Raw genomic sequence first — 20,624 nt, forward strand, 5'->3', positions numbered from 1 at the left:
GGTTCCCTTATCGTGAAATTCCCTGTGTGTTCTCACCGCGGTAACAGCCCGCCGTCGAGAGTGATCACTTTGTTGGTCAGGTAGCCGTTACGCAATATGCTCAGCGCCATGTCGGCGACCTCGGTGACTTCCCCGAGGCGGCCCACTGGTATCGGTAGCGGCGGGGAGCCGTCGCCCCCGGGATCTACGGGAAGAATACGGGTATTGCCGATCAAGGCCGGGGCCAGGGTGTTGACGGTGACTCCGTTGGCGGCGACGCGGGCGGCGAGGAAATGGGTGAGCCCGTGTAGGGCGGCTTTGCTGGCCGCATAGTGCGGGCCCACTATGCCGCCGGTGAGTGCGGCGGTGGACGAGATGAACAGGACACGACCAAAGTTCCGTTCGATCATCGTTGGCAGAACTTGTTGCGCCAGAAGGAATGGCGCGGTCGTGTTGATCGCGAACGTGGTGTTCCACTGCTCCAACGTGACGTCTGTCCACGCGGTCTGAACGCCGGCACCCGCGTTGGCGATAAGCATGTCCACTCCACCTAACTCGGCGGCGGCGTGCACCAACGCTGCCGGGACTGTGGGGTCGGCGAGGTCCCCGGCGGCCAGTACGACGCGACGCCCGAGCGCACGGGCCTCTTCGGCAACGTGTTCTGCATCCTCGACGTGTGTGCCGTGGGCTAGCAATAGGTCGGCCCCGGCTGCGGCGAGCAATCCGGCGATCGCGCCGCCGATCCCACCTGATGCGCCGGTGACAAGCGCTACCTTGCCGGCGAACGGTAATGCGTTGTCAGACATGTTCTTTCCTCTTCCTGTTGATGCGGCCAGCTTAGTCGGGGCTTGGCTACTACGACACTTCGCCTGGATCCAGATAAGGCAGTTCATTTCCCCGAAGCTCCGAATGGATTTCTGCCCAATGTCGGTGATCTCCGCATTTCGGGATGCAAGGGGTCGGCCGAGGCATCATGCATCGCTTCGCCTCTTCAGTCGCTATTCGTGCGCCAGATTCGACGCGATTTCCCCGTGCCGACGCCTAATCCAGACTTCTCACTGTGGTCGGTCTGGAGGGACGGATTCCCACCCGCTGGCAATCCAGCACAGTGCCCCGAGGATTGGCATACGACCGCCAACCCGGAGCCAGGCCTGTCGACTCTGCATGAGAACTGGAAGTACGAATCAACTCCGGCCCAGATCGAAGGTCAGGTCGGCTCTCAAGAGATCTTGGCGCAAAGGGGGAGCGAGCTGTATGGGACGATGAACGGATCTCTTGTATCGGGTTGGCATGACGGACGTCTCTTCACGCCAACCGATCTATACCAATGGTGGTTGAGTAATCATGTTGGTGGGCAGGACTATTGAGTGCCGATGCAACTCTAGCCTTCTGAGCAATACGGAGTCAGAGTATTGAGGGCGGTTTCTTTCCGCTGGCAGGGCCGTAGGCCTTTAGGGTTTCGAGGCTGGTCGTCCCTGACCCACTCCGGTTCCATCCTCAGACGAGGGTGCGGTCGCGACTGGGGATCGTCGCAGACGATTTCGCTAGCATGACGACGGCACTATGGGGGCGACCGAGTCCGGTGGATGAGATGGGGCAGCGCTCAGTGTGTGCGCCACTCACTGGTCGGACGCGCCGAGGTCCGCTCGACGGCGGCGGATGCCCCCGCGCCGACCTCGTTATCGCCGTCTATCCATCAGGTGGGGGCGCGCGCGCAGGCTGGTCCGGAGCTGCTTGAGCAGTGCCAGTCGATCACCGGGTGATCCGTTACGCCACGGCGTTGGGCGACTCGTCCTCCAATTCGCTTGTCCGCCATTGCAGCGGCAGCTTGTCCTGCCCGACCCGACGTGCGACGTAGAACACCATCGACAACGCCAGCACACACAGCGCGATGACGGTGTTGCGCATGGATCCGTAACCGGCCTCTTCGGGGTGAGTGGCACCGACCACGGTGATCAACACGTCGACGATCAACACGAACCAGGCCACCACCTTCCATGCCGAGCGAAGCTTGATCGGGCGCGGCCATTCGGGACGGTCCCGGCGAAGCAGGAGGAAGCCCGATATCGCGAAGATGGTGCACACCATATAGCCGAGATTGGCGGCCAACAGGATTGCCACGGGGCTGGCCACCACCAGCACGACCACGATGTTGACGGCCATGTCGACGGTCAGGGCGCGGGCGGGTTCGCCGAAGCGATTGAGCTTCTCGAATTGGCGCAGGGTCAGCCCCTGCCTGGCGATACCGTAGACGGCTCGACCGCCGTCGGCGCTGGCCGCGATCATCGACAGCAGCAGTGCAGCGACCACGACCACGATGAGGATGTTGGTCAACCAGCCGCCGAAGGCCCGTTCGACGAGCAGCACGGTGTAGGTGATCGGGTTGGCGCCGATCGTGTCCTCGCCGAGAACTCCGGCGGCGGCGATCGGCGTGATGAGGTACACCGCGAAGACCAATGCCGCGCTGTACTTCATGGCGCGGAAGCTGTCCCGTCGGACGTCGCGGTACTCGGGCGCGAAGGTAGCCGAGATCTCGGTTCCGTAGACCGTCCATGCGGCGGCGTACAGCCACACCATCGTCGTGATGAAGGGATGGTCACCGATGTGTGAGCCCAGGTTGGACGCGTTCCAGCCGCCGGCGACGAAGGGCGCGAGGATGACCATCGCCACGAAGACGATGAATGCCACCGCGATGACGCGGTTGATCGCGGCCGCCACCTGGATGCCCAGGATGTTGGCCAGCCAGCTGATCAGGATCGCGATCACCGCGATCACTTGCGGCAGGCCGATCGTCAGGGGACCGAAGTGGCCCGACCACGTCGCCGAGGGCAGCCACTCGGATTGGATCAACCCGCCGAGGGTCTCGCCGACGACACCAAGGGTGAGCGACCATCCGACCCAGTAGCCGAAGGTGGCGAGCGGCCCCACGAACGAGCTGTGCCTGCGCCATGCCTGATTGGCGTAGACGGCGATGCCACCGGATTCGGTGGGGAACATCAGTGCCATTTCGGCGTAGAGGAAGTTCTGCAGAAACCCCAGCGCGCTCGAAATCGACCAGAACAGCATCGCTGGCAGGGCGCCGACGGCGGCGATGCAGAACCCCAGACTGGTGACGATGCCGTTGGGTATCGACATCGCCATCGAGAACCCGTCGAACCAGCCGAGCTTGCCCCGTGGCGTCGCCGGAATCTCCGCATCCTCACCGGTTGGCAGGGTGGCATCCGCGCGGATTTCGTCAGAACTCATTGGCCGTCTCCTGGCACTTAATGCGTAGTAGTATTCTCACTGTTGGTCGACCAACTGGTGTACTGTAACTGAAATGAAGTGACATGACTAGCGCAGAAGACACGATCGAAGAGGGCACGGGCAGTGTCGAACTTGGAGCGCGCATCAAGCAATTTCGCCTGGGGCGCAAGTTGACTCAACGTCAAGTAGCTGAATTCGCGGAGGTCAGCGTGAGCTTTCTGAGCCAGCTGGAACGCGGAGTGTGCGGAGCGAGTGTCCCGACTCTCAGCATGATCGCCAAGGCGCTGGGACTGTCCGTAGCGGATCTGTTCTCCGACGATCCGGCGAACAGTCATCGAGTGCTCCGCAAGGAGGAACGTCCGCAGATCAAGACTGCTTCGGGCGCAATGAAGTTCATGCTGACGCGACGCCCGCTGCAGAATCTTGAGGTGCTGGAGGGCGTGATGGCACCGGGGGGCTCCATTGGCAGCAGCACCCACTCCCACGGTGACTCCCAGGAGCTCCTGCTGGTCTTGGCCGGCCTCGTCAAACTCACCCTCGATGACGTGGAATATGAACTCGGGGAGGGTGATTCGATCGAGTACCGCAGCAGTTCGACGCACGGGGTCGACAACGTCGGCGAGACGGAAGCCCGGGTGCTGTGGGTCATCAGCCCGCCCAGCCTGTGAACGAGATGGAAGGGACTCAGATGGTGGATTCAGCGATGCCGGTCAGCGGCAGCGAGCAGCGCGACTGGCTCATCGCACATCGGACGCAAGCCATGCTCGGCGAGCGACCGGTGTGGGACGAGCGGACGGGCACGCTCGTATTCGTCGACATCGACCGCGGTGAGCTGCATCGATTCTCGCCGGGACAGGACTTTTCGACGGTCACGGTGGCCGCATCGGTGGGCTGTGTCGGGCTGCGGGACAACGGCGGCGTGGTGCTGGGCACCGATGCCGGATTCGTCCTCGCCGACGCAACGGGAGCCATCCGCCAAGACCCGATCGTCCCGCCGGGCATGACCTCGGCCCACTTCTTCAACGACGGGGCGTGCGATCCGGCCGGTCGGTTCGTCGCGGGCACCTCGACCGCGGAGCGGACCCCCGGTGCATCGGCGCTCTACGCCCTGGAGCCCGACGGCTCCGTGCGGGTCGTGTTACCCGAGGTCACCGAATCCAACGGTGTTGCGTGGAGCGGTGATGGCCGCACGATGTTCTACGTCGACAGCGGAACGCAGGACGTCCTGGTCTTCGACTACGACCCCGTCGACGGAACGGCCACCAATGGCCGAACGCTGTTCAGCATCGACGAGCGGGACGGCGTACCGGACGGGCTGGTCGTCGATGCAGCAGAGAACCTATGGCTTGCCCTGTGGTCCGGACATTGCGTGCGCCAGTACCGGCCCGATGGCCTGTTGCTGACCGAGATCACCCTTCCGGCGAAGGACGTCACGTGCCCGGCCTTCGGCGGTGACGATCTCTCGGATCTGTACGTGACGACGTCCAGGGGATACCTGCAACCAGCGGAACTCGACGCATACCCGCATGCGGGTGACCTCTTCGTGCTCCGTCCCGGCGTGACGGGCCGGCCCACCCTGCGCTACGCCGGATGACCCCGTCCCGTCCCGTCGTGGATTCCTCCATGCGCAACGGCCAGCTGTCCTTCTGGATGGCCCGCGACGACCTCGTCCCACCGCCGACGGCGACGCTCGCCGGCGACCTCGACGTCGACGTCGCCATCGTCGGGGCGGGCCTGTCCGGACTGTGGACGGCATGGGCCCTGCGCCAGCTCGATCCCAGCATCACCGTCGCGGTCTTCGACGCTCACCAGCTCGGGTTTGGGGCCTCTGGCCGCAACTGCGGCTGGCTGAGCGCGAAACCCGTTGGCATCCGGCAAGTGCTGGCTCGGACGGCCGGGCGCGAGGCTGTCATCGAAGTCGAGGACGCCCTGCGTCGGTCGATGCACGACGTGGTCGCCATCCTCGGCGCCGAGACCATCGACGCGCGCCACGGAGGTGCGCTGCAGGTCGCGCGCTCGCCAAGTCAACAGGGCCGCCTCGACGCTTACCTGGCCTACAGCCGCAGCTGGGGCGTGCAGGAGGACCAGCTGCGGGCGTTGACCAGTGAGCAAGCGCGCGAACGCATCCGGATCGCCGGTCTCACCGGTGCCCTGCACACCCCGGACAACTACTGCGTTGATCCGGTGAAGATGCTGTTCGCCCTCGCCGGACGCGTCGTCGACGAGGGCGTCGCGGTGTACACCGACGCTCCGGTGGAAGCCATCGCCGCCGGCGCCCTGAGCGTGCGGGGGCACCGCGTGCTGGCCCGCCGCCGGGTCGTCGTAGCCACCGAGGGGTACACCGCAACCCAGCCGCACCACCGGCGAGACCTGCTGCCGCTCAACAGCTCGATGGTGGTCACCGAACCGCTGAGCGAGGCGCAATGGGCAGAGATCGGCTGGCGGCACGCCGACGGACTCTCTGGGACGGCCCACACCTACTTCTATGGCCAGCGCACCCCCGACGGGCGGATCGCGCTGGGGGGCCGGGGCAAGCCCTACCGCTTCGGATCTCGGTTCGACGACCGCGGACGCATCGATGACGGCACCGTGCGGGCTCTGACCGCCATGCTGTCAGACCTGTTCCCCGACACCGTGGTACGCCTTGCACACGCCTGGTGCGGGGTGCTCGGCGTGCTTCGCGACTGGTCTCCGTTCATCGATGCCGAAAGCGAGCCCGGTGTCATCCGTCTCGGCGGCTACGCCGGGCAGGGGCTTACGGCGGCCCACCTTGCCGGCCGCACGGTCGCCGACCTCATCACCGGCCGTCGAGCGGCGGCGCCCGCCGCGTCGTGGATTCGGCCCATGCCCCGACGGTGGGAACCCGAACCACTTCGGTGGATCGGGGCAAACGCGCTCTATCGCGCCTACTCCCTGGCCGACGTGCTCGAGGAACGGTCGTCGAGTGCACGCACGTCGCGGCTGGCGCTCGCCGCCAACGTCGTCGCCGGCCGCTAGCCAACACGCACTTCACATCAATCGCACTGAAAGGCCACACCAGCTCATGTCCGACACCATCTACGCTGTCACCAATCCCTGGACCGGAGAGGTGATCTCGCGCCAACCCACCGACACCGACGCCGCCATCGAGGCCGCGGTGAGTGCGGCCGCCGGTCAGGGGCGAGCCTGGGGCGCGAGCACGCCGGTCCAGCAGCGCGCCGATCTGTTGCGCCAGATCGCAGAAGTGCACGCCGAACGCAAGGAGGCGTTGGCCGCCATCATCGTCGAGGAGATGGGCAAGCCGATCGAACAGGCTCGCGGCGAGGTCGACTTCTGTGTGGACATCTATCAGTACTTCGCCGACGTCGCGGCCGACGCAATGGCCGACGAGCCGCTGAAACTGCGCGGCGGCAACGGCAACGCGGTTCTGCGCCGCAGCCCACTGGGAACGATCCTCGGCATCATGCCGTGGAACTTCCCCTACTATCAGGTCGCCCGGTTCGCTGGAGCGAACCTGGTCATCGGCAACCCGATGCTGCTCAAGCACGCCCCGCAGTGCCCGCAATCCGCAGCCGCTGTCGCCGAGCTGTTCCGTGACGCGGGTGTGCCCACCGGCGTATTCGGCAACCTCTATGCGAGCAACGAGCAGATCGCCCGACTGATCGCCGATCCCCGGGTGCAGGGCGTTTCGCTGACCGGTTCGGAGCGCGCCGGAGCCGCCGTCGCCGAGGTTGCCGGCCGGCACCTGAAGAAGGTGCTGCTCGAACTGGGCGGATCAGATCCGTTCATCGTCATGTCGACCGACGATCTTGACCAGGTGGTGGCGAGTGCCGTTGACGCACGCATGGACAACGGCGGTCAATCATGCAATGCGGCAAAGCGTTTCATCGTAATCGATGATCTCTACGATGCGTTCGTCGAGCGCCTCGTCGAAGCCCTGAAGCAGTACGTTCCCGGTGATCCCTCCAGCGCGTCGACGACGTTGGGACCGCTGTCCTCGGTTGCCGCCGCCGACCGGCTCGAAGATCAGTTGCGCCGTGCGAAGGACCAAGGCGCGGACGTCGTGCTGGCTGGCGAACGCATCGGGAACGGGTTCACGCCCACGGTCCTGGCCGGTATCCGCCCCGATGCCGATGCCTACCGCGAGGAGTTCTTCGGTCCCGTCGCCTCGGTGTATCGAGTCGGCACGGAGTCCGAGGCGCTCGAGGTGGCCAACGACACCCCGTTCGGGCTGGGTTCCTTCGTCTTCACCACCGATCCCGAGCAGGCCATCCGGATGGCCGATCAGATCGACGCCGGGATGGTCTACGTGAACGGCGTATTCGCCGAGGGGGCTGAGCTGCCGTTCGGCGGCGTCAAGCGCTCCGGAATTGGGCGAGAGCTGGGCCGCGTCGGGCTCGAGGAGTTCGTCAACAAGAAGCTCATCCGCGTCGTCACCGACTGACCTGCGCGACGCGGGTTGAGGGCCTGGCCGCGTTCTGCGGGGGCGTCCCGGCTGGCCGTCACAGCGCTCAGTAGTGCGGTGGCACGACGTGGTGATGTGGCCGGTTTCATTCTGCACTCCGATCGCGGATTGCAGTTCAGGGCAAGGCGATTCGTGTACGCAATTGGCCATTACTCGATAGTCGGGTCGATAGGCCGCGTCGGTGCGGCCGGTGACAACGCCGCCATGGAGAGCTTCTTTGCCTTGCTCCAAAAGAACGTGCTCGATCGCGCGGGCACGGAACTCAGCCGGATAGGGGCGGGGCATGACGGTCAGCCTTTCGTACAGGCCTGCTGCGCCATCACCGGCTTGTCCGCGTTGCCGACGCCTCGTCCGTCGAATCGGCGGAAGGTACCTCGACACGGTCATATGCCTCCTGGAATGCCGACACATCGCCGAGGTGCACAATCGCCCACTCTTGTAGTGCGCGTAGCGGCTCGCGCAGGGTGTGGCCAGCGCCTGGAACAGAGACAAGCCTCGAGGCGGTTCAGTGTCACGCACTGTGCTCGATGTGCAGGAGATCGCGAGCTTTCTCACAGCGCACTGTACGAGCTATCGGCGTTGTGGCTCATGGCAATTGCGCCCGTCAATAGCTAGACATATCACCTGTGAAGATAAATCGCTCGGTGTGCCTGTTGGCGTCCGTTTCCGCGGTGGTGGTGCTGGGCGCGGTGGCATGCGGCACCAAAGACGCCACGACCCCCACGACCGTCACCGTCACCTCGACACCGACGACCACGACGACCACCGCGGCTCCGGCGGCGCACCACCAGTACAACTCCGGCGGCGGTGCGCAACCACAGCAGACCGTCACCGAGACCCAGGCGCCCCAGACCGTGGTCCAGACGCAGGATCCACAGACCGTGACCAACACCGAGACAGCTACGCAGACCGAAACATCCGTCGCGACATCGATACAGACGTCGACGCAGACCGTAACCGTGGCGCCCACGCGCCCGTTCGGTGGAAACGGTTTCAACCGCAACGGCGGCTAGGCACGTTCAGTGACGAGTCAACTCCCGACGGTGGGGGATGTGCCGATGACGGCTCCGGTGTTGTCGAGAGCTTGCACTTGGTAGTGCTGCCTGACCGTGGGGATGGTGAAGCTGGTGTCCGCGCCGGTGGCCGGGATCGTCATGGTGGTGGTCAGATGACTGGTATCGGGGCCGGTGAGTACTTTCCACTGTGTGACGGCGGTGGCGCCGTTCCACTGGGCGTGGGCGGTGGTGCCGTCGATCTGCAGGGCTGGGCTGTCGTCGGGGGCTCCTTGCCAGTTGTCGAAGTAGGCGCGGTAGGTGCCCGCGCCGGGTAGTGAGACGTCGTAGATCAGCTCGCCGTTGGCGCTGAATTCGGAGATGTGTCCGGCGGTGCCCCACCCTGAGAAGGTGTTGCCGTTGCCGATCTGTTGCAGATTGCCCATCGCGCCGGTGATCAGGTTGTCCGGATGTGTCTGGTTGCGGATGAGGGTCGCGACATGGGTGGTGGGATCGAGGTGAATCCATTCCAGGCTCGACAGCCCGCCACCGGCTTGCCCGGAGTTGGAGTTGTTGTTGAACAGCGTCACGGTGTTCGCATCGGGCATCTCGGCGTCATGCTGGAACGCAAATTCGACGCCACCGGTCAGCTGGTAGGTGGATCGTTTGCCGCCGAGCTGCCAGTTGATCTCTCCTGAGGAGGGGTTGACGTCGTACACCGTCGAGGTGTGTCGCAGCGAGACGAGCAGGTTTCCCGACGGATCCAGCGCGATGGAGTTCATGTGGTAGGGGTCCCATATGCGGTCGGGAACGTATGGCTGGTAGCTGTCGGTGAGTGGGACGTGTTGCATGGCGTCCCAGTGCAACAGGGGTTTACCGGTGGCGACGTCGACCACGGTGGCGATGCCGTCGTACATCTTGCCGTCCTTGGGACCGCCGACAGCGGACAGATCGGCGGTGACCTCTTTGTAGGACGTGATCAGGGCATGGCCGTCGGGGGTGAGGCGGCATTCGTGTGCGTCGGCGCTGAGCCCATCTCCGGGGGTGAGTGTCTTGACGAGGTGGTAGTGCGAATCGACGATGTAGTCCTCGCCCGCGCCGTGGCCGTTCACGCGATCACCGACCCACCAGGTCAGCACGGGTTGACCATTGAGTGTTTGGGTACGAAAGTTATTGGTGCCCTTGCCTGGCGGAGCATTCCAGCCCCATAGGACATGCCCATCCTTGGACATGATGCGCACTCCGGACGAGGCCCCGGCTGGCGCCGCGGGATTGCCGCTGTCGTTCGGAGGCGGAACGTGCGATGGCGTGCCGCTGGCTTTGTTGAGGTCGACGGCCGCGCTGAAACCGGTGGTGTAGAAAACGTCGCCGCCCAAACCATCCGGTCTATTCACGTTGACGCGGTATGTTCCGCCGTGCAGCAGGTCATTGACCGGGGTAGGGGACAACCGCTCGGTGGGGCTCGCCGGCATCGGCGCCGTCGACGTGTCTGTACTGCTGGATCCACACGCCGCCAGCAGTACGGCGCCCGCGGTGCACAGCGTGACGTGGACTGCCGAGCGACGGTAACGCGAATACACCGAGATATCTCCTACGGTCGGTCAAGCCATGAACGTGAAGCCACTGTCACGCTAGCGGGGAAGCTCGGCCGCGATCTGTGTCGAAGATGTGCAGTTCGTATGACTACCCCGACCGACCGCGAGAACCCATGTTCGTTGAGGCGGGTCGGCGTCTCCGGGTTGGTCTCAGGAGACCGCTAGCCGTGGTGGGAGGTAGGTCGCGATGTTGCGCCAGGCCCGCGCGACGTATTCCTGCTTTTCGCCGACCGGGGCGACGTAGTGCAATGCCGCTGTAGCCTCGTCCTGTCCGCGCAGTCTGGCGATGATCCAGGCCGCGAGGTAGTGCGACGCAAGACACCCACCAGCGGTGGCAATGTTGCCGTTGGCGAAGAACGGTTGATTCAGTACGTCGACACCAGCAGCGATCACCCACGGCTTGGTCGTGAGGTCAGTGCAGGCCGGCACCCCATGAAGGAGGCCCAATTTGGCCAGCACAAGCGCCCCCGAGCATTGGGCGGCGATGAGCTGACGTTGAGGGTCAAGGTCTTTCAGGACATCCATGATGGCCCGGTCCTCAACGACCTCGCGGGTCGCGATGCCGCTGCCGACGACCACCGCATCGGCACCTATCGCCTCCTCCAAGCTCGACATCTGCTCGATGACCACCCCGTTCATCGACCTGACCCGAGGGGCAGGGGTGGCGATGGTGACCCTCCAGTCGTCACCGGTGACCCGGTTGAGCAGGCCCAATGCGATCAGCGAGTCCAGTTCGTTGTAGCCCTCGAACGTCAGGATGGCGATGTGCATGACGGGCTCCTCTTCTTGTGTGGAGGTGCCACCGTAAGACCGGCGATCGATGACGACCAAAGAATTGTCATGCATACACTGGTCAAGTGCCCACCGCCCGGTACAAGTCCGTCGTCGACGCTTTCGCCGCTGACATCCGAGCCGGAAACCTCCGCGCTGGAACGCAATTGCCCACCCACCGACACCTGGCTGCCGAGAAGGGCATCGCCGTGGCCACCGCATCGCGGGTGTACGCCGAACTCGAAGCGATGGGTCTGGTCAGCAGCGAAAGGGGTCGCGGCACATTTGTCCGCGATCTGACGCTTCCACCCGGTCACGGCATCGATCAAGGTGTTCTCGCTCCCAATGCTGTTGACCTGAACTTCAACTACCCGACCCTGCCAAATCAAGCTGACCTGTTACGCGAGGCGCTGCACGAACTGGCCGGATCCGGGGACCTGGAGTCGTTGCTGCATTACCAGCCCCACGGTGGCCGGGAACGAGACCGGGCTGCGGGGGCCACCCATCTGCTGGATCGAGGTCTCGACGTCGCACCCGATTGCGTCGCGATTGTCAACGGCGCCCAACACGGTCTGGCCGTCACCGCCCTGGCTTTTCTGCGACCAGGGGACGTGGTGGCCGTCGACGCCCTGACCTATCCGGGGTTCAAAGTGCTCGCCGATGCTCTGCGCCTCGAGTTGGCTCCTCTCCCAACGACATCGAATGGCCCAGACCTCGACGCGCTGCAGACGTTGTGCCAGCGGAGACCCGTGCGCGCGGTCTACTCGATGCCCACGTTGCACAACCCGCTGGGTTGGGTCATCGACCACGCCGCCCGCCATCAGCTGATCGCCATTGCACGTACCCACGGGCTGCTCGTCATCGAAGACGCCTCTTATGCCTACCTCGTCGACCAACCGCCGCCACCGCTGGCCGCTATCGCTCCCGATGTCACGGTTTACGTGTCCGGGTTGTCGAAGAACGTCGCCACCGGGCTCCGTGTCGGCTTCGTCAGCGCACCGCTCTCGCGGATACGCCTCATCGAACGCATTATTCGCGCGACCGCATGGAACACACCGGCCATCACCGCCGCAATCGCCTCGCACTGGCTGCAGAACGGCACGGTCACCCGGCTCGAGATACAGAAGCGACGAGATGCCACCCTCAGACAGACCCTCGCCAGGGAGTCGCTCGAACCCCTCGCCCAGCTGGCGCACCCCTCCTCGTACTTCAGCTGGATACCGCTACCGCCAGGTAGCCGGGCAGACCGGATCGCGGCGGCACTGGCACGCGTCGACATCTCGATCAGCACCGCCGAACCCTTCAGCACGACGATCGAAGCGCCTCAAGCACTCCGCTTGGCTCTGGGCTCCGCCAACCTGGAGGCCCTTCCAGGTGCACTGACCACAGTTCGCCGACTCATCGAAACCGACATCCTGCACTAGCAGACTCGGTCGGATCGCTTGGCTCGGGGCACGTCCTGACGAACTTGCCACGCAAAGTGGGGCCTGCTGCTTAGGATTGGCCCACTTGCTAGACGCCGCGCGAAAGAGGGAGCTTCGGTGACACATCGATTGGCGTCGTTTCTCGTCCGGGCCCTGCCTGTCGCCTGCGCCATCGGCATCGCCACGACCGCGGCAGGGCCCGCCGGCATCTCGCATGGCGACGATGGTCCGCAGTCGTATCCCTACTCGTGCAACCAGGATTCGCTGACCGCGGATTTCGCCACTCGTGACGCCATGCCGCAAACGCAAGTCCCGCCCGCGCAGTGGTACCAGACCAACGCCGATGGGCACTACATCAATCAGGGCTGGGGACCGGCGGCAGATGCCTTGCCGGCACCGGAGATTCCCGCCGACGCGGGATGCGACGCCGCCACGTGGAAGCGGGAACGCATCCTTGCCGTGGCGATGCGATACATCAACAACCCAGACAACCCGCTCGGATTGCAATACCGCCACCACCACATTCCTGCCTGGAATCCCACCACGTCGACGTATGCGGGTGCACCAGCAGAGAATCCCGACGTGGACGCCGCCGATACGGCGATCGAGTGGGCCGCCGGACCCGGCCTGGACTGTTCGAATTTCACCGCGTGGGTGTACAACTACGGTTTGGGGATCAAGTTCCGCGGCGACGTGCATCAGCAATACGCCGGCACCGCCGGCCCGATGGGACAAGCAATTCCGAGGGAAGGCCCTTTCCAGCCGGGCGATCTGCTCTTCCTGCATCCCGACGGAAGCCCGAACGAGGTCTCGCACGTCGTCATCTTCATGGACGACCAACACATCATCGACAGCAGGGTGAACGCCCAGAACCTGGTCGGAATCCAGATACGCAATCGCGAAGGTTGGTACCGGACAGCGGTTCTCAGCGCCTACCGGCCCATCGGTTAGTTCGGAGTCGCCCGGGGGTCGGCGTCAATGATCTGTCCGGCCCGTGCGGCGAGGTGGCGCAACCAGGTGTGGGCAGGATCGCGCTCGTTGATGGGATGCCACCACAGGGATTCGACGAGGTAGCCGAGCTCGAATGGCGTTTCCATGACGGCGATGTCGTGTCTGGCTGCTTCGAGCTGTGCGACCCGCAGTGGCATCAGACCGATCCGATCGGTTCCCGCGACCAGGTAGGGCACCGCCAGGAAGTCCTCGGTGGTGATGGCGGCGCGGATGGTGACGCCTTCGGCGAGCAGCGTGGGCATCGGCGACTGCATGGACATGGGGTGGGCATACGCAACCACCCAAGGCCGGCGACTGAGCGTCTCCTTGGTCAAGGGTTCGTCAGTAGTCTCGTGGGCCACCACGCACACCAGGCGATCGCGGTAGAGCTGCAGGGTCGGCATGTTGGCCAGCATGCCTTGGGGCAGCACGATGGCGTCGACGGTGCGCAAGAGCTCAGATGCGGCGTTGATGTAGTGGGGGTTGCTGTGGCGGAACGTGACGCGCACGTTGGGGGCTTCCTCGGCGAGCAAATCTGCCAGCACTCTGCCGAAGACCGGCATGTGGCAGTCAGCCACGACGATGGTGAATTCGTGGTCGGAGTGGGCAGGGTCGAAGGTCGGGCGGGTCTGCAGGACGCGGTCCGTCGCGGCCAACGCCTGGCCGGTCTGTTCGACAAGACGCTCGCCCAACGCGGTGAGTTCGTAGGTGTTGCCGACCCGGCTGAGTAGTTCATCGTCGAAGTGCCTGCGGAGCCGGGCCAGTGCGGCGCTCAGCGCCGGTTGGCTCAGACCGAGCCGCTGGGCGGCCCGGGTCACGCTGCGTTCCTGCAGCAGCGCGTCGAGCGCGACGATCAGGTTCAAGTCGATGGCCACCGGTAGCCCCCTTAGGTATCAGCTTCATCTATACCGCTCATCGGCAATCTCGTCTTCCCTGATGGCTGTGCTCGGCGCAAAGTTGTCGGTGACGGATCGGTCTGCCCGGTTGCTCACCGCCCGTCCGTCGTCGCCCATCGGCAGAGGTGGGCCGCACCCGACCGCCCCAGGAGGTACAGCAATGTCATTGCGCGTCTTGATCGCCGGTGGCGGAATCGGTGGACTGTGCCTGGCGCAAGGACTGCGCAAGGCAGGTGTGGAGTGCGCGGTGTTCGAGAGTGCCCCTGGCATTGTGCAAGCCGGGTACCGGCTGCACATGAACGCCACTGGAGGTGCAGCGCTGCGAGAGTGCCTGCCAGACAACCTGTATGAACTCTACGTACAGACCTCCCGGACCAACCCGCGGCGCGAGCTGATGGTGCAACTCGACGATCAGGGCCGCGAACTGGGCACCCGCCCACATATTGGGCCGCCCAATGACCCGCAACGCCCGCACACTGCAGTCAACCGCCGCACGCTGCGTCAGATTCTGGCCGTCGGACTGGGCGACATCCTTCACTTCGGACGCACTGTCACCGGTTTCGAAGCCGCTGACAGCGGCGTACGGGTGACGTTCGCCGACGGATCCACCGCCGTCGGCGACGTGCTGGTCGCCGCCGACGGCATCAATTCCGCGATCCGCCGCCAATTGCTTCCTGACGTTCAACTCATCGATACGGGCATGCGCGGCATGGCCGGGCGGGCGCCCCTGACCGACGATCTGATCCCGAAGCTGCCCGAGGCGTTGTTCGACGGCTTCGCCGCTGCCGGCGGTCCGGACGGCGTCCGCTTTTCCTACGGCGCGTACCAACCGCGCCGGCCCATCGCCGAGGCGGTCGCGGAGCTGGCGCCGGGCGCCGATATCGATCCCGTCGCGCCGCACATGATGGTCAACCTCGGTATCGACCCCGACAGCCCGCTGCTGTCCGACATCCCCGACTTACGGGTGGCAACCTCCGAGCAGCTCTACTCCATCATGCGAGCCGGGGTGCGCGGTTGGCATCCGGGCTTGGTGGAACTCGTCGAGCGGGTCGAGGTGCCGACGGTGTTCAGCTCGTGGGTGCGCCGGCTGAACCCGACCGAGCCGTGGGCCCCGAGCCGGGTGACGCTCCTCGGTGACGCAATCCACGCCATGCCGCCCAGTTTCGGCGCCGGCGCCAACAGCGCGTTGCGGGACGCGGCCGCGCTCACCGCGGCGCTGGCGAGCATCGCCGCGGGGCAGACCGGCATGCTCGACGGTATCGCGGCCTACGAAGCCGACATGCGTGCTGCGGTCTTTCCCATCCTGCGTGCCTCCGCAGACCCGCGCGCCGCTGACCCCGATTTCCGGCCGGCGGAACTCTACGCGGGGCAGCACTGACCGGCCCACCGTCCTGCACCCCCCTCGTCAACCAAAGGAGACATGCCATGGCCCACACCGAGGACATCGAATTCGACGTGCACGGCGTCACGCTGCGCGGCCGCCTGGTACGACCCGACGGTGATCCAGCTCCCGTCGTCATCCTGCAGTCGGGATTGGGCGGGCCCGCGGAATCCAATTACCCACTCGCACCGGCGTTTACCGACTCCGGGTTGGCGGTCTTGATGTATGACCACCGGTGCACCGGTTACAGCGACGGAGAGCCCCGACAGTTGTTCGATCCGTGGCAGCAGTGCCGCGACCTGCGCGACGTGATCACAGCGCTCACCTTGCGCGACGATATCGACGGCGCCCGAATCGGCTTGTGGGGCATCAGCATCGGCGGAGCGAACGCCATGTTCACCGCCGCCATCGACCGCCGCGTGAAGGCTGTCGCCGCGCTGATCCCACCGGTGAGCGGGTGGAGTGCGCGAGCGCTGCAACCCGCGGAGACCCTCGCGCAGCTGGAGGCCCTGATCCCGGCCGACCGGCAAGCTCAGATGCGGGGCGAGCCGGCGGCCACCCTCAGATTGCACGGCGAGCCAGAACCCGGCAGTCCGGTCATGTTCAGCGACCACGAGGGCATCGAATTCGTCGAGAACATGATTCACAACCTACCGAGCTTCCGGAACGAGATCACGATCTCGACGCTCGACTGCCTCTACGAGATGGAGGTGCGGGCCTATGCCGAGCGGATCACGCAACCGCTCCTGATGATCCTGGCCTCCGAGGACACCGTGGCGCCCGTCGAGGAAGCCCGCGAAATGTACAGGCGCATACCCGAACCCAAGGAACTTGTCGAATACCCGGGACAGCACTACGAGATCCTGTCGAACCATTACCCGGAGATCGTCGCGCGGTCGGCGAAGTGGCTCGTAGCGACACTGCACGCGTCGCCCGAAACGACGTCTCCTGACTCGTCCCTTGATGGTGGAGATCCCGCCGGCGGGACTATTGGAGTTCTCGACGCTTCGTTGACGGCGTGACGGAAAACCATCTGCGGCAACTGCGAGTAAGGGCGCTCTGCTCTGAGTAGCCGAGTTGTCTCGCTACGGCCGAGAAGGGGAGGTTGCGGTTGGCGAGGAGATCCAATGCGAGGTCGCGGCGGGTGGTGTCCACGAGGTCTTCAAATGTCCTGTCCGACTCCGAAAGTCGGCGTTGCAGCGTTCGAGGGTGCAGCATGAGCAGTTCGGCGATGTTCTCCAGAGTGGCGGCTCGGGCGGGTAGTGATCGGACGATGAGTGCTGAGACGGCGCGGTCGAAGGGCAATTGTGCACCTCGATCGGCCATGTAGCGGATCGCGATGTCATACGCGAGTTGGTCGATCTGCGGAAGTCGTCGTTGAAGCAGCCCCCGGGGCAACACCAGCGCGTTGTGCTCCGCACCGAACGCTACCGGACATCCGAAATAGTCTGTATAGACGTTCGTTTCGGATATCTGCGAGTGCTGGAAGGTAACTCGCAGTGGGCGGAAACCCGGGCCGTCGAGCGTCTTGAACAGCGTGAGGGTGACTCCGAGTGCCAGCTCGACGACGTGCGCACGATACGGCAGAGGATCCAGCACGATGTCGATTCGGCAGGACGCCTCGGCCGTATCAGTGCGCAGGTCGCCGGACACCGCCGGACTGTAAACCTGCACATATTCGGTGACGGCACGTATCGCGGCGCCAATCGTCTCGGCGTTGCGCGCCACTATCGCGACCGGCCCCAGAATATCGAGGTCCTGGTGTTGTGCCAGACGAAGTGCGAAATCTGGGATTGCCAACTCGCGGGCACACAGGCCCAGCGTCCTGGACAAGGCACTGATGGGGATATAGCGGTCGCTGGCGCCGACGACACCCGGATCGATACCGGCCCGCGCCAACAACGTCTCGGGATTCCCGCCCGCCTCGCGGATCAGGGAATCGACGTGACTCAGCGAGGACGCAAAGATGAGGTCGACCATTTGTCATCAAATGATAAAAAGTTGGCAGCTGAAGTCAAGAATCGGCCCGATGAGGCGTGTAACGATGGCGTTCCGAGACACCACCGACAGCGAGATAGAGGACCGGTCATGTCGCCCCACCTGCAGGATAAAGTCATCATCGTCACGGGTGCCGGCAGCGGCTTCGGCAAGCTGATATCGGAAAAATGTGCAGCCGGGGGCGCCAAGGTCGTCGGCGTCGATATCAACGGCGCGTCCATGAACGAGGTCTTCGACGGTATCCGCACAGCCGGTTTCCTCGGGACGTCATACGTCGCAGATGTCGCGGACATGGATCAGGTCAAAGCGGCCGCTCAACACGCTCTCGACACGTTCGGCGCCATCGACGTACTGGTCAACAATGCCGGTGTGATGCCACTGGCCTTCTTCGCCGACCACGAACAAGCCTGGCAGAAATGGCATAAGGCGATCGACATCAACGTCAAGGGAGTCGTCAATGGGATCTCGGCGGTCTATGACCAGATGATCGACCAAGGCCGGGGCCAGGTCGTCAATATCTCCTCGATCTACGGCAACGCCGGTCTGGAAGGCGCGGGGGTCTACAGCGCGACGAAGGCGGCGGTCGATGCGATTTCGAACTCGTTGCGGGTGGAGGCTCAAGGCCGAATCAAGGTCACCACGGTCAAGCCCACCGGCATTCTGGGAACAAATCTCGCCAGCTGGGTCGTCAACGACGAGGCGATCGTGGGCTTGGTTGGCCAGAAAGGTCTCCAGTTCGCCGAGAACATCCGCAATGTGCAGCAGGGGGCTCTGCGGCCGGAGCAAATGGATGTCAACTCCGTCGAATACTGGCTCATCACACCGGAAGACCTCGTCAACGCGGTCGTCCATGTCATCGACCAACCCTGGGGGATCAATCTCGGCGAGGTCACCGTACGCGCAAGCGGTGAGAACTACGTCTACTAGACGGGGACGGAGGCGTCTTGTTGTGACGAAGGACCGATCGCGGCGCACGCCGTCCGTGACATTCGATGCAACCATGAGAGTTGAGGCATTGCGCCGCGAGCGTATCGAGATGTTGCGGTTCTGCGCAGAACTCGACGACGCGGAGTGGCAGACCACCAGCCGGGCCGAAGGTTGGCGGGTGCAGGATGTGCTGGCGCACATCGGATCTGGCTGCAAAGCGGTATTCGCGCCGGCGTTGCTCACGGTGGTGACAAGCCGAAACATCGAACAGACCAACGATGTCTTTGTCGCGCAACGACGCGAATGGGCACCGGCGCACGTGCTGGCCGAGTATCGACAGTGGAGTAAGCGGCTGGCCGCCCTCGCTGGTGGTATCGCTCGGACTCCGATGAATCACATGCGAATTCCCCTGGCAGAGCTGGGCCGGTTTCCCGTCGGGTTGGTGTTGGGCGGCGCGATGGCGTTCGATCACCACACCCATCTGCGGCACGACATAGCTCCGGCCCTGGGCCGCCCGGCGCCCGACACAGACGCCGTCCGGATGGCCGTAGTCGTCGAGTGGATGTTCGCCGTGCTGGCCAACCAGCTACAGTCTGCGCGACCGAATTGGCTGACGCACTGCATTGCCGTCACCATCGACGGTCCTGGCGGCGGCGTCTGGGAAATTCAGTCGAGCGGCGCCGTCACCGCTGGCCGTAGCGGGCATGCATCTACCGAAATCACCGGCCGCGCAGCGGAATTCCCTGCATGGGCGACCCGTCGCAGCGCCTGGCGCGACCACGACATCCAGATCACAGGTGATGCAGAATACGCCGCCTTGTTCCTCGACAATGTGAACGTGATCTGAGTTGCTACTGTCGACACTTTCCCGGGTTGCCGGACATATATCAAGCCGATGGCTCAAACCGGCCAGTCCCCTCCGAAGGCGATCTGACTCGAGCTCGGGAAGGCGGTCGGGGCAGCGGTGGTTAGCCCTGCGGGTCAGGTGATCGACCAGAATTCGAGCAACGTACGAATCACAGCGACCAACGCCAGGGGTTGATCGAACATGGGATGATGACCCGCTTCTGGGAGAGTGACGAACGGCCCCCGCAGTTGCAGTAAGAATCGCAGCTGCGAAGCCATCGCCGCGTCGACCAGTCCGTTCTCGGAATGCACATAGCCGACGCGACAGATGATGCCGGCCAGCATGCCCTCCAACACCTCCTCATCGGGTGTAGCCGCATCGGAGAGCGCCTCGTCGAAGATCTTCGGGTCAAACTTCCATTCCCAGTGCAATCCGCGCCGACGGATGGAGTGAGCGGCGACATGCTCCCTGATGTAGGGCAGGATGTGCTCCTGCTCGGGTACGACCCGAAATCGGCTGAGGATATCGTCTTTTGAATGGTAGGTTCGCGGTCGTTCGTGATGTGACCGCAGCTCTGCACTCTCAGGTGCTTTCTCGCGTAGGGGAGTATCCATCACAATGACGCTGTCGATCTGGTCGCCGTACTCATATGCGGCCGTTGCCGCGACCCAGCCGCCCATACTGTGGCCGATGATGGTGGGTGATCCCACCGCACCCACCGCTGTTGCAGCGGCCATCACCTCTTTGGCCCACTCGGACCGACCGTAGGTTGGTCGCTGTCCGCTGTCACCGTGCCCGCTGAGGTCGAGCGCCACAACCCGATGATTCGCGCAGAGTAGCGGCGCGATGTGGTCCCACCAGCCTGAGTGAGCCGCTCCACCGTGAACGAGTACCACGGGCGGCTGGCCGGTCGGACCCCACACACGCAAGTGGATCTCGCAGCCATCGACCTGTGTCGCAGCGTGTTCCGGCCGGTGTGCAAGGGCCTTGGTGAACCACGACGGGGGATCCGCGTCGTCTTTCCGAGGGGTCGTACTTCCGGCACGGCGCGAACGCGGCATGGGGCGGACTTTACGCGAAATGCGTCGGCTTCTCGCCGGGTATGGGGCGGGGCCGATTGTGCCTGCCGTCTGC

18 protein-coding genes and 1 pseudogene are annotated in these 20,624 nt (G+C 64.4%); 12 read left to right on the forward strand and 7 right to left on the reverse strand.

All coding sequences use genetic code 11. From position 1 onward, the window contains the following. Positions 1–32 precede the first annotated feature (32 nt). Both SBI67_RS25355 and SBI67_RS25360 read right to left on the reverse strand, forming a co-directional pair. Positions 33–785, reverse strand: a complete 753-nt coding sequence (locus SBI67_RS25355; RefSeq protein WP_318983228.1) for an SDR family NAD(P)-dependent oxidoreductase — start codon at positions 783–785, stop codon at positions 33–35. Positions 786–1,746: 961 nt separating this feature from the next. Further along, positions 1,747–3,225 carry an APC family permease gene (locus SBI67_RS25360; protein WP_318983229.1) on the reverse strand — a complete coding sequence of 493 codons (1,479 nt, stop codon included), beginning with the start codon at positions 3,223–3,225 and terminating at the stop codon, positions 1,747–1,749. Between the two features lie 83 nt (positions 3,226–3,308). Between SBI67_RS25360 and SBI67_RS25365 the strand changes: the two genes are divergently transcribed. From SBI67_RS25365 to SBI67_RS25390, 6 genes and pseudogenes are all read left to right on the forward strand, one after another. Then, positions 3,309–3,893 carry a helix-turn-helix domain-containing protein gene (locus tag SBI67_RS25365; RefSeq protein ID WP_318983230.1) on the forward strand — a complete coding sequence of 195 codons (585 nt, stop codon included), beginning with the start codon at positions 3,309–3,311 and terminating at the stop codon, positions 3,891–3,893. 20 nt (positions 3,894–3,913) lie between these two features. After that, positions 3,914–4,819, forward strand: coding sequence for an SMP-30/gluconolactonase/LRE family protein (locus SBI67_RS25370; protein ID WP_318983231.1), 906 nt, complete (start codon positions 3,914–3,916; stop codon positions 4,817–4,819). Further along, positions 4,816–6,222, forward strand: coding sequence for an NAD(P)/FAD-dependent oxidoreductase (locus tag SBI67_RS25375; RefSeq protein WP_318983232.1), 1,407 nt, complete (start codon positions 4,816–4,818; stop codon positions 6,220–6,222). Before SBI67_RS25370 ends, SBI67_RS25375 begins: the two co-directional genes overlap by 4 nt. Before the next feature lie 46 nt (positions 6,223–6,268). Continuing rightward, a complete protein-coding gene (locus SBI67_RS25380) occupies positions 6,269–7,648 on the forward strand; it encodes an NAD-dependent succinate-semialdehyde dehydrogenase (protein ID WP_318983233.1) in 1,380 nt (459 codons plus the stop codon). A gap of 45 nt (positions 7,649–7,693) precedes the next feature. Continuing rightward, a pseudogene (locus SBI67_RS25385) lies at positions 7,694–7,918 on the forward strand (hypothetical protein); the annotation flags it as partial. A gap of 404 nt (positions 7,919–8,322) precedes the next feature. After that, entirely contained in the window at positions 8,323–8,682 is a 360-nt protein-coding gene (locus SBI67_RS25390) for a hypothetical protein (protein ID WP_318983234.1), read from the forward strand. A gap of 17 nt (positions 8,683–8,699) precedes the next feature. On the opposite strand, the gene SBI67_RS25395 is transcribed toward SBI67_RS25390, so the two are convergent. Then, the gene (locus tag SBI67_RS25395; protein WP_318983235.1) at positions 8,700–10,241 is read right to left on the reverse strand and encodes an arylsulfotransferase family protein; all 1,542 of its coding nucleotides are present in this window, start codon (positions 10,239–10,241) and stop codon (positions 8,700–8,702) included. Between the two features lie 165 nt (positions 10,242–10,406). Next, on the reverse strand, positions 10,407–11,027 hold the full coding sequence (locus tag SBI67_RS25400; RefSeq protein WP_318983236.1) for a DJ-1/PfpI family protein: 621 nt from the start codon (positions 11,025–11,027) through the stop codon (positions 10,407–10,409). A gap of 86 nt (positions 11,028–11,113) precedes the next feature. Between SBI67_RS25400 and SBI67_RS25405 the strand changes: the two genes are divergently transcribed. Further along, the gene (locus SBI67_RS25405) at positions 11,114–12,451 is read left to right on the forward strand and encodes an aminotransferase-like domain-containing protein (RefSeq protein WP_318983237.1); all 1,338 of its coding nucleotides are present in this window, start codon (positions 11,114–11,116) and stop codon (positions 12,449–12,451) included. 117 nt (positions 12,452–12,568) lie between these two features. Next, on the forward strand, positions 12,569–13,402 hold the full coding sequence (locus tag SBI67_RS25410) for an NlpC/P60 family protein (protein ID WP_318983238.1): 834 nt from the start codon (positions 12,569–12,571) through the stop codon (positions 13,400–13,402). Here SBI67_RS25410 and SBI67_RS25415 read toward each other — a convergent pair. Next, the gene (locus SBI67_RS25415; RefSeq protein ID WP_318983239.1) at positions 13,399–14,316 is read right to left on the reverse strand and encodes a LysR family transcriptional regulator; all 918 of its coding nucleotides are present in this window, start codon (positions 14,314–14,316) and stop codon (positions 13,399–13,401) included. The genes SBI67_RS25410 and SBI67_RS25415 overlap by 4 nt on opposite strands. Positions 14,317–14,497: 181 nt before the next feature. On the opposite strand from SBI67_RS25415, the gene SBI67_RS25420 reads away from it, so the two are divergent. Together SBI67_RS25420 and SBI67_RS25425 are read left to right on the forward strand one after the other, a co-directional pair. Further along, a complete protein-coding gene (locus SBI67_RS25420) occupies positions 14,498–15,715 on the forward strand; it encodes an FAD-dependent oxidoreductase (RefSeq protein ID WP_318983240.1) in 1,218 nt (405 codons plus the stop codon). 47 nt (positions 15,716–15,762) lie between these two features. Next, entirely contained in the window at positions 15,763–16,740 is a 978-nt protein-coding gene (locus tag SBI67_RS25425; protein ID WP_318983241.1) for an alpha/beta hydrolase, read from the forward strand. Here the strand turns inward: SBI67_RS25425 and SBI67_RS25430 are convergent. Beyond that, on the reverse strand, positions 16,706–17,698 hold the full coding sequence (locus tag SBI67_RS25430; protein ID WP_318983242.1) for an AraC family transcriptional regulator: 993 nt from the start codon (positions 17,696–17,698) through the stop codon (positions 16,706–16,708). The two genes, SBI67_RS25425 and SBI67_RS25430, sit on opposite strands and share 35 nt — an antisense overlap. A 108-nt stretch (positions 17,699–17,806) precedes the next feature. Here SBI67_RS25430 and SBI67_RS25435 point away from each other — a divergent pair, with 108 nt between their 5' ends. Together SBI67_RS25435 and SBI67_RS25440 are read left to right on the forward strand one after the other, a co-directional pair. After that, positions 17,807–18,643, forward strand: coding sequence for an SDR family oxidoreductase (locus tag SBI67_RS25435; RefSeq protein WP_318983243.1), 837 nt, complete (start codon positions 17,807–17,809; stop codon positions 18,641–18,643). A gap of 73 nt (positions 18,644–18,716) precedes the next feature. Beyond that, positions 18,717–19,490, forward strand: coding sequence for a maleylpyruvate isomerase N-terminal domain-containing protein (locus SBI67_RS25440; protein WP_318983339.1), 774 nt, complete (start codon positions 18,717–18,719; stop codon positions 19,488–19,490). A gap of 134 nt (positions 19,491–19,624) precedes the next feature. Here SBI67_RS25440 and SBI67_RS25445 read toward each other — a convergent pair whose 3' ends face one another. After that, positions 19,625–20,551, reverse strand: coding sequence for an alpha/beta fold hydrolase (locus SBI67_RS25445; protein WP_318983244.1), 927 nt, complete (start codon positions 20,549–20,551; stop codon positions 19,625–19,627). Between the last annotated feature and the right edge of the window lie 73 nt (positions 20,552–20,624).

The sequence above is a fragment of the Mycolicibacterium chengduense genome (genome assembly GCF_033741155.1).
In the GTDB taxonomy this organism is placed as follows: Bacteria; Actinomycetota; Actinomycetes; order Mycobacteriales; family Mycobacteriaceae; genus Mycobacterium.

What these genes read in the sequence shown, in the direction of transcription:
- SBI67_RS25355 (WP_318983228.1), bottom strand. Translation starts at nt 785, where the DNA reads ATGTCTGACAACGCATTACCGTTCGCCGGCAAGGTAGCGCTTGTCACC.
- SBI67_RS25360 (WP_318983229.1), bottom strand. Translation starts at nt 3,225, where the DNA reads ATGAGTTCTGACGAAATCCGCGCGGATGCCACCCTGCCAACCGGTGAG.
- SBI67_RS25365 (WP_318983230.1), top strand. Translation starts at nt 3,309, where the DNA reads ATGACTAGCGCAGAAGACACGATCGAAGAGGGCACGGGCAGTGTCGAA.
- SBI67_RS25370 (WP_318983231.1), top strand. Translation starts at nt 3,914, where the DNA reads ATGGTGGATTCAGCGATGCCGGTCAGCGGCAGCGAGCAGCGCGACTGG.
- SBI67_RS25375 (WP_318983232.1), top strand. Translation starts at nt 4,816, where the DNA reads ATGACCCCGTCCCGTCCCGTCGTGGATTCCTCCATGCGCAACGGCCAG.
- SBI67_RS25380 (WP_318983233.1), top strand. Translation starts at nt 6,269, where the DNA reads ATGTCCGACACCATCTACGCTGTCACCAATCCCTGGACCGGAGAGGTG.
- SBI67_RS25400 (WP_318983236.1), bottom strand. Translation starts at nt 11,027, where the DNA reads ATGCACATCGCCATCCTGACGTTCGAGGGCTACAACGAACTGGACTCG.
- SBI67_RS25420 (WP_318983240.1), top strand. Translation starts at nt 14,498, where the DNA reads ATGTCATTGCGCGTCTTGATCGCCGGTGGCGGAATCGGTGGACTGTGC.
- SBI67_RS25425 (WP_318983241.1), top strand. Translation starts at nt 15,763, where the DNA reads ATGGCCCACACCGAGGACATCGAATTCGACGTGCACGGCGTCACGCTG.
- SBI67_RS25430 (WP_318983242.1), bottom strand. Translation starts at nt 17,698, where the DNA reads ATGGTCGACCTCATCTTTGCGTCCTCGCTGAGTCACGTCGATTCCCTG.
- SBI67_RS25435 (WP_318983243.1), top strand. Translation starts at nt 17,807, where the DNA reads ATGTCGCCCCACCTGCAGGATAAAGTCATCATCGTCACGGGTGCCGGC.
- SBI67_RS25440 (WP_318983339.1), top strand. Translation starts at nt 18,717, where the DNA reads ATGAGAGTTGAGGCATTGCGCCGCGAGCGTATCGAGATGTTGCGGTTC.
- SBI67_RS25445 (WP_318983244.1), bottom strand. Translation starts at nt 20,551, where the DNA reads ATGCCGCGTTCGCGCCGTGCCGGAAGTACGACCCCTCGGAAAGACGAC.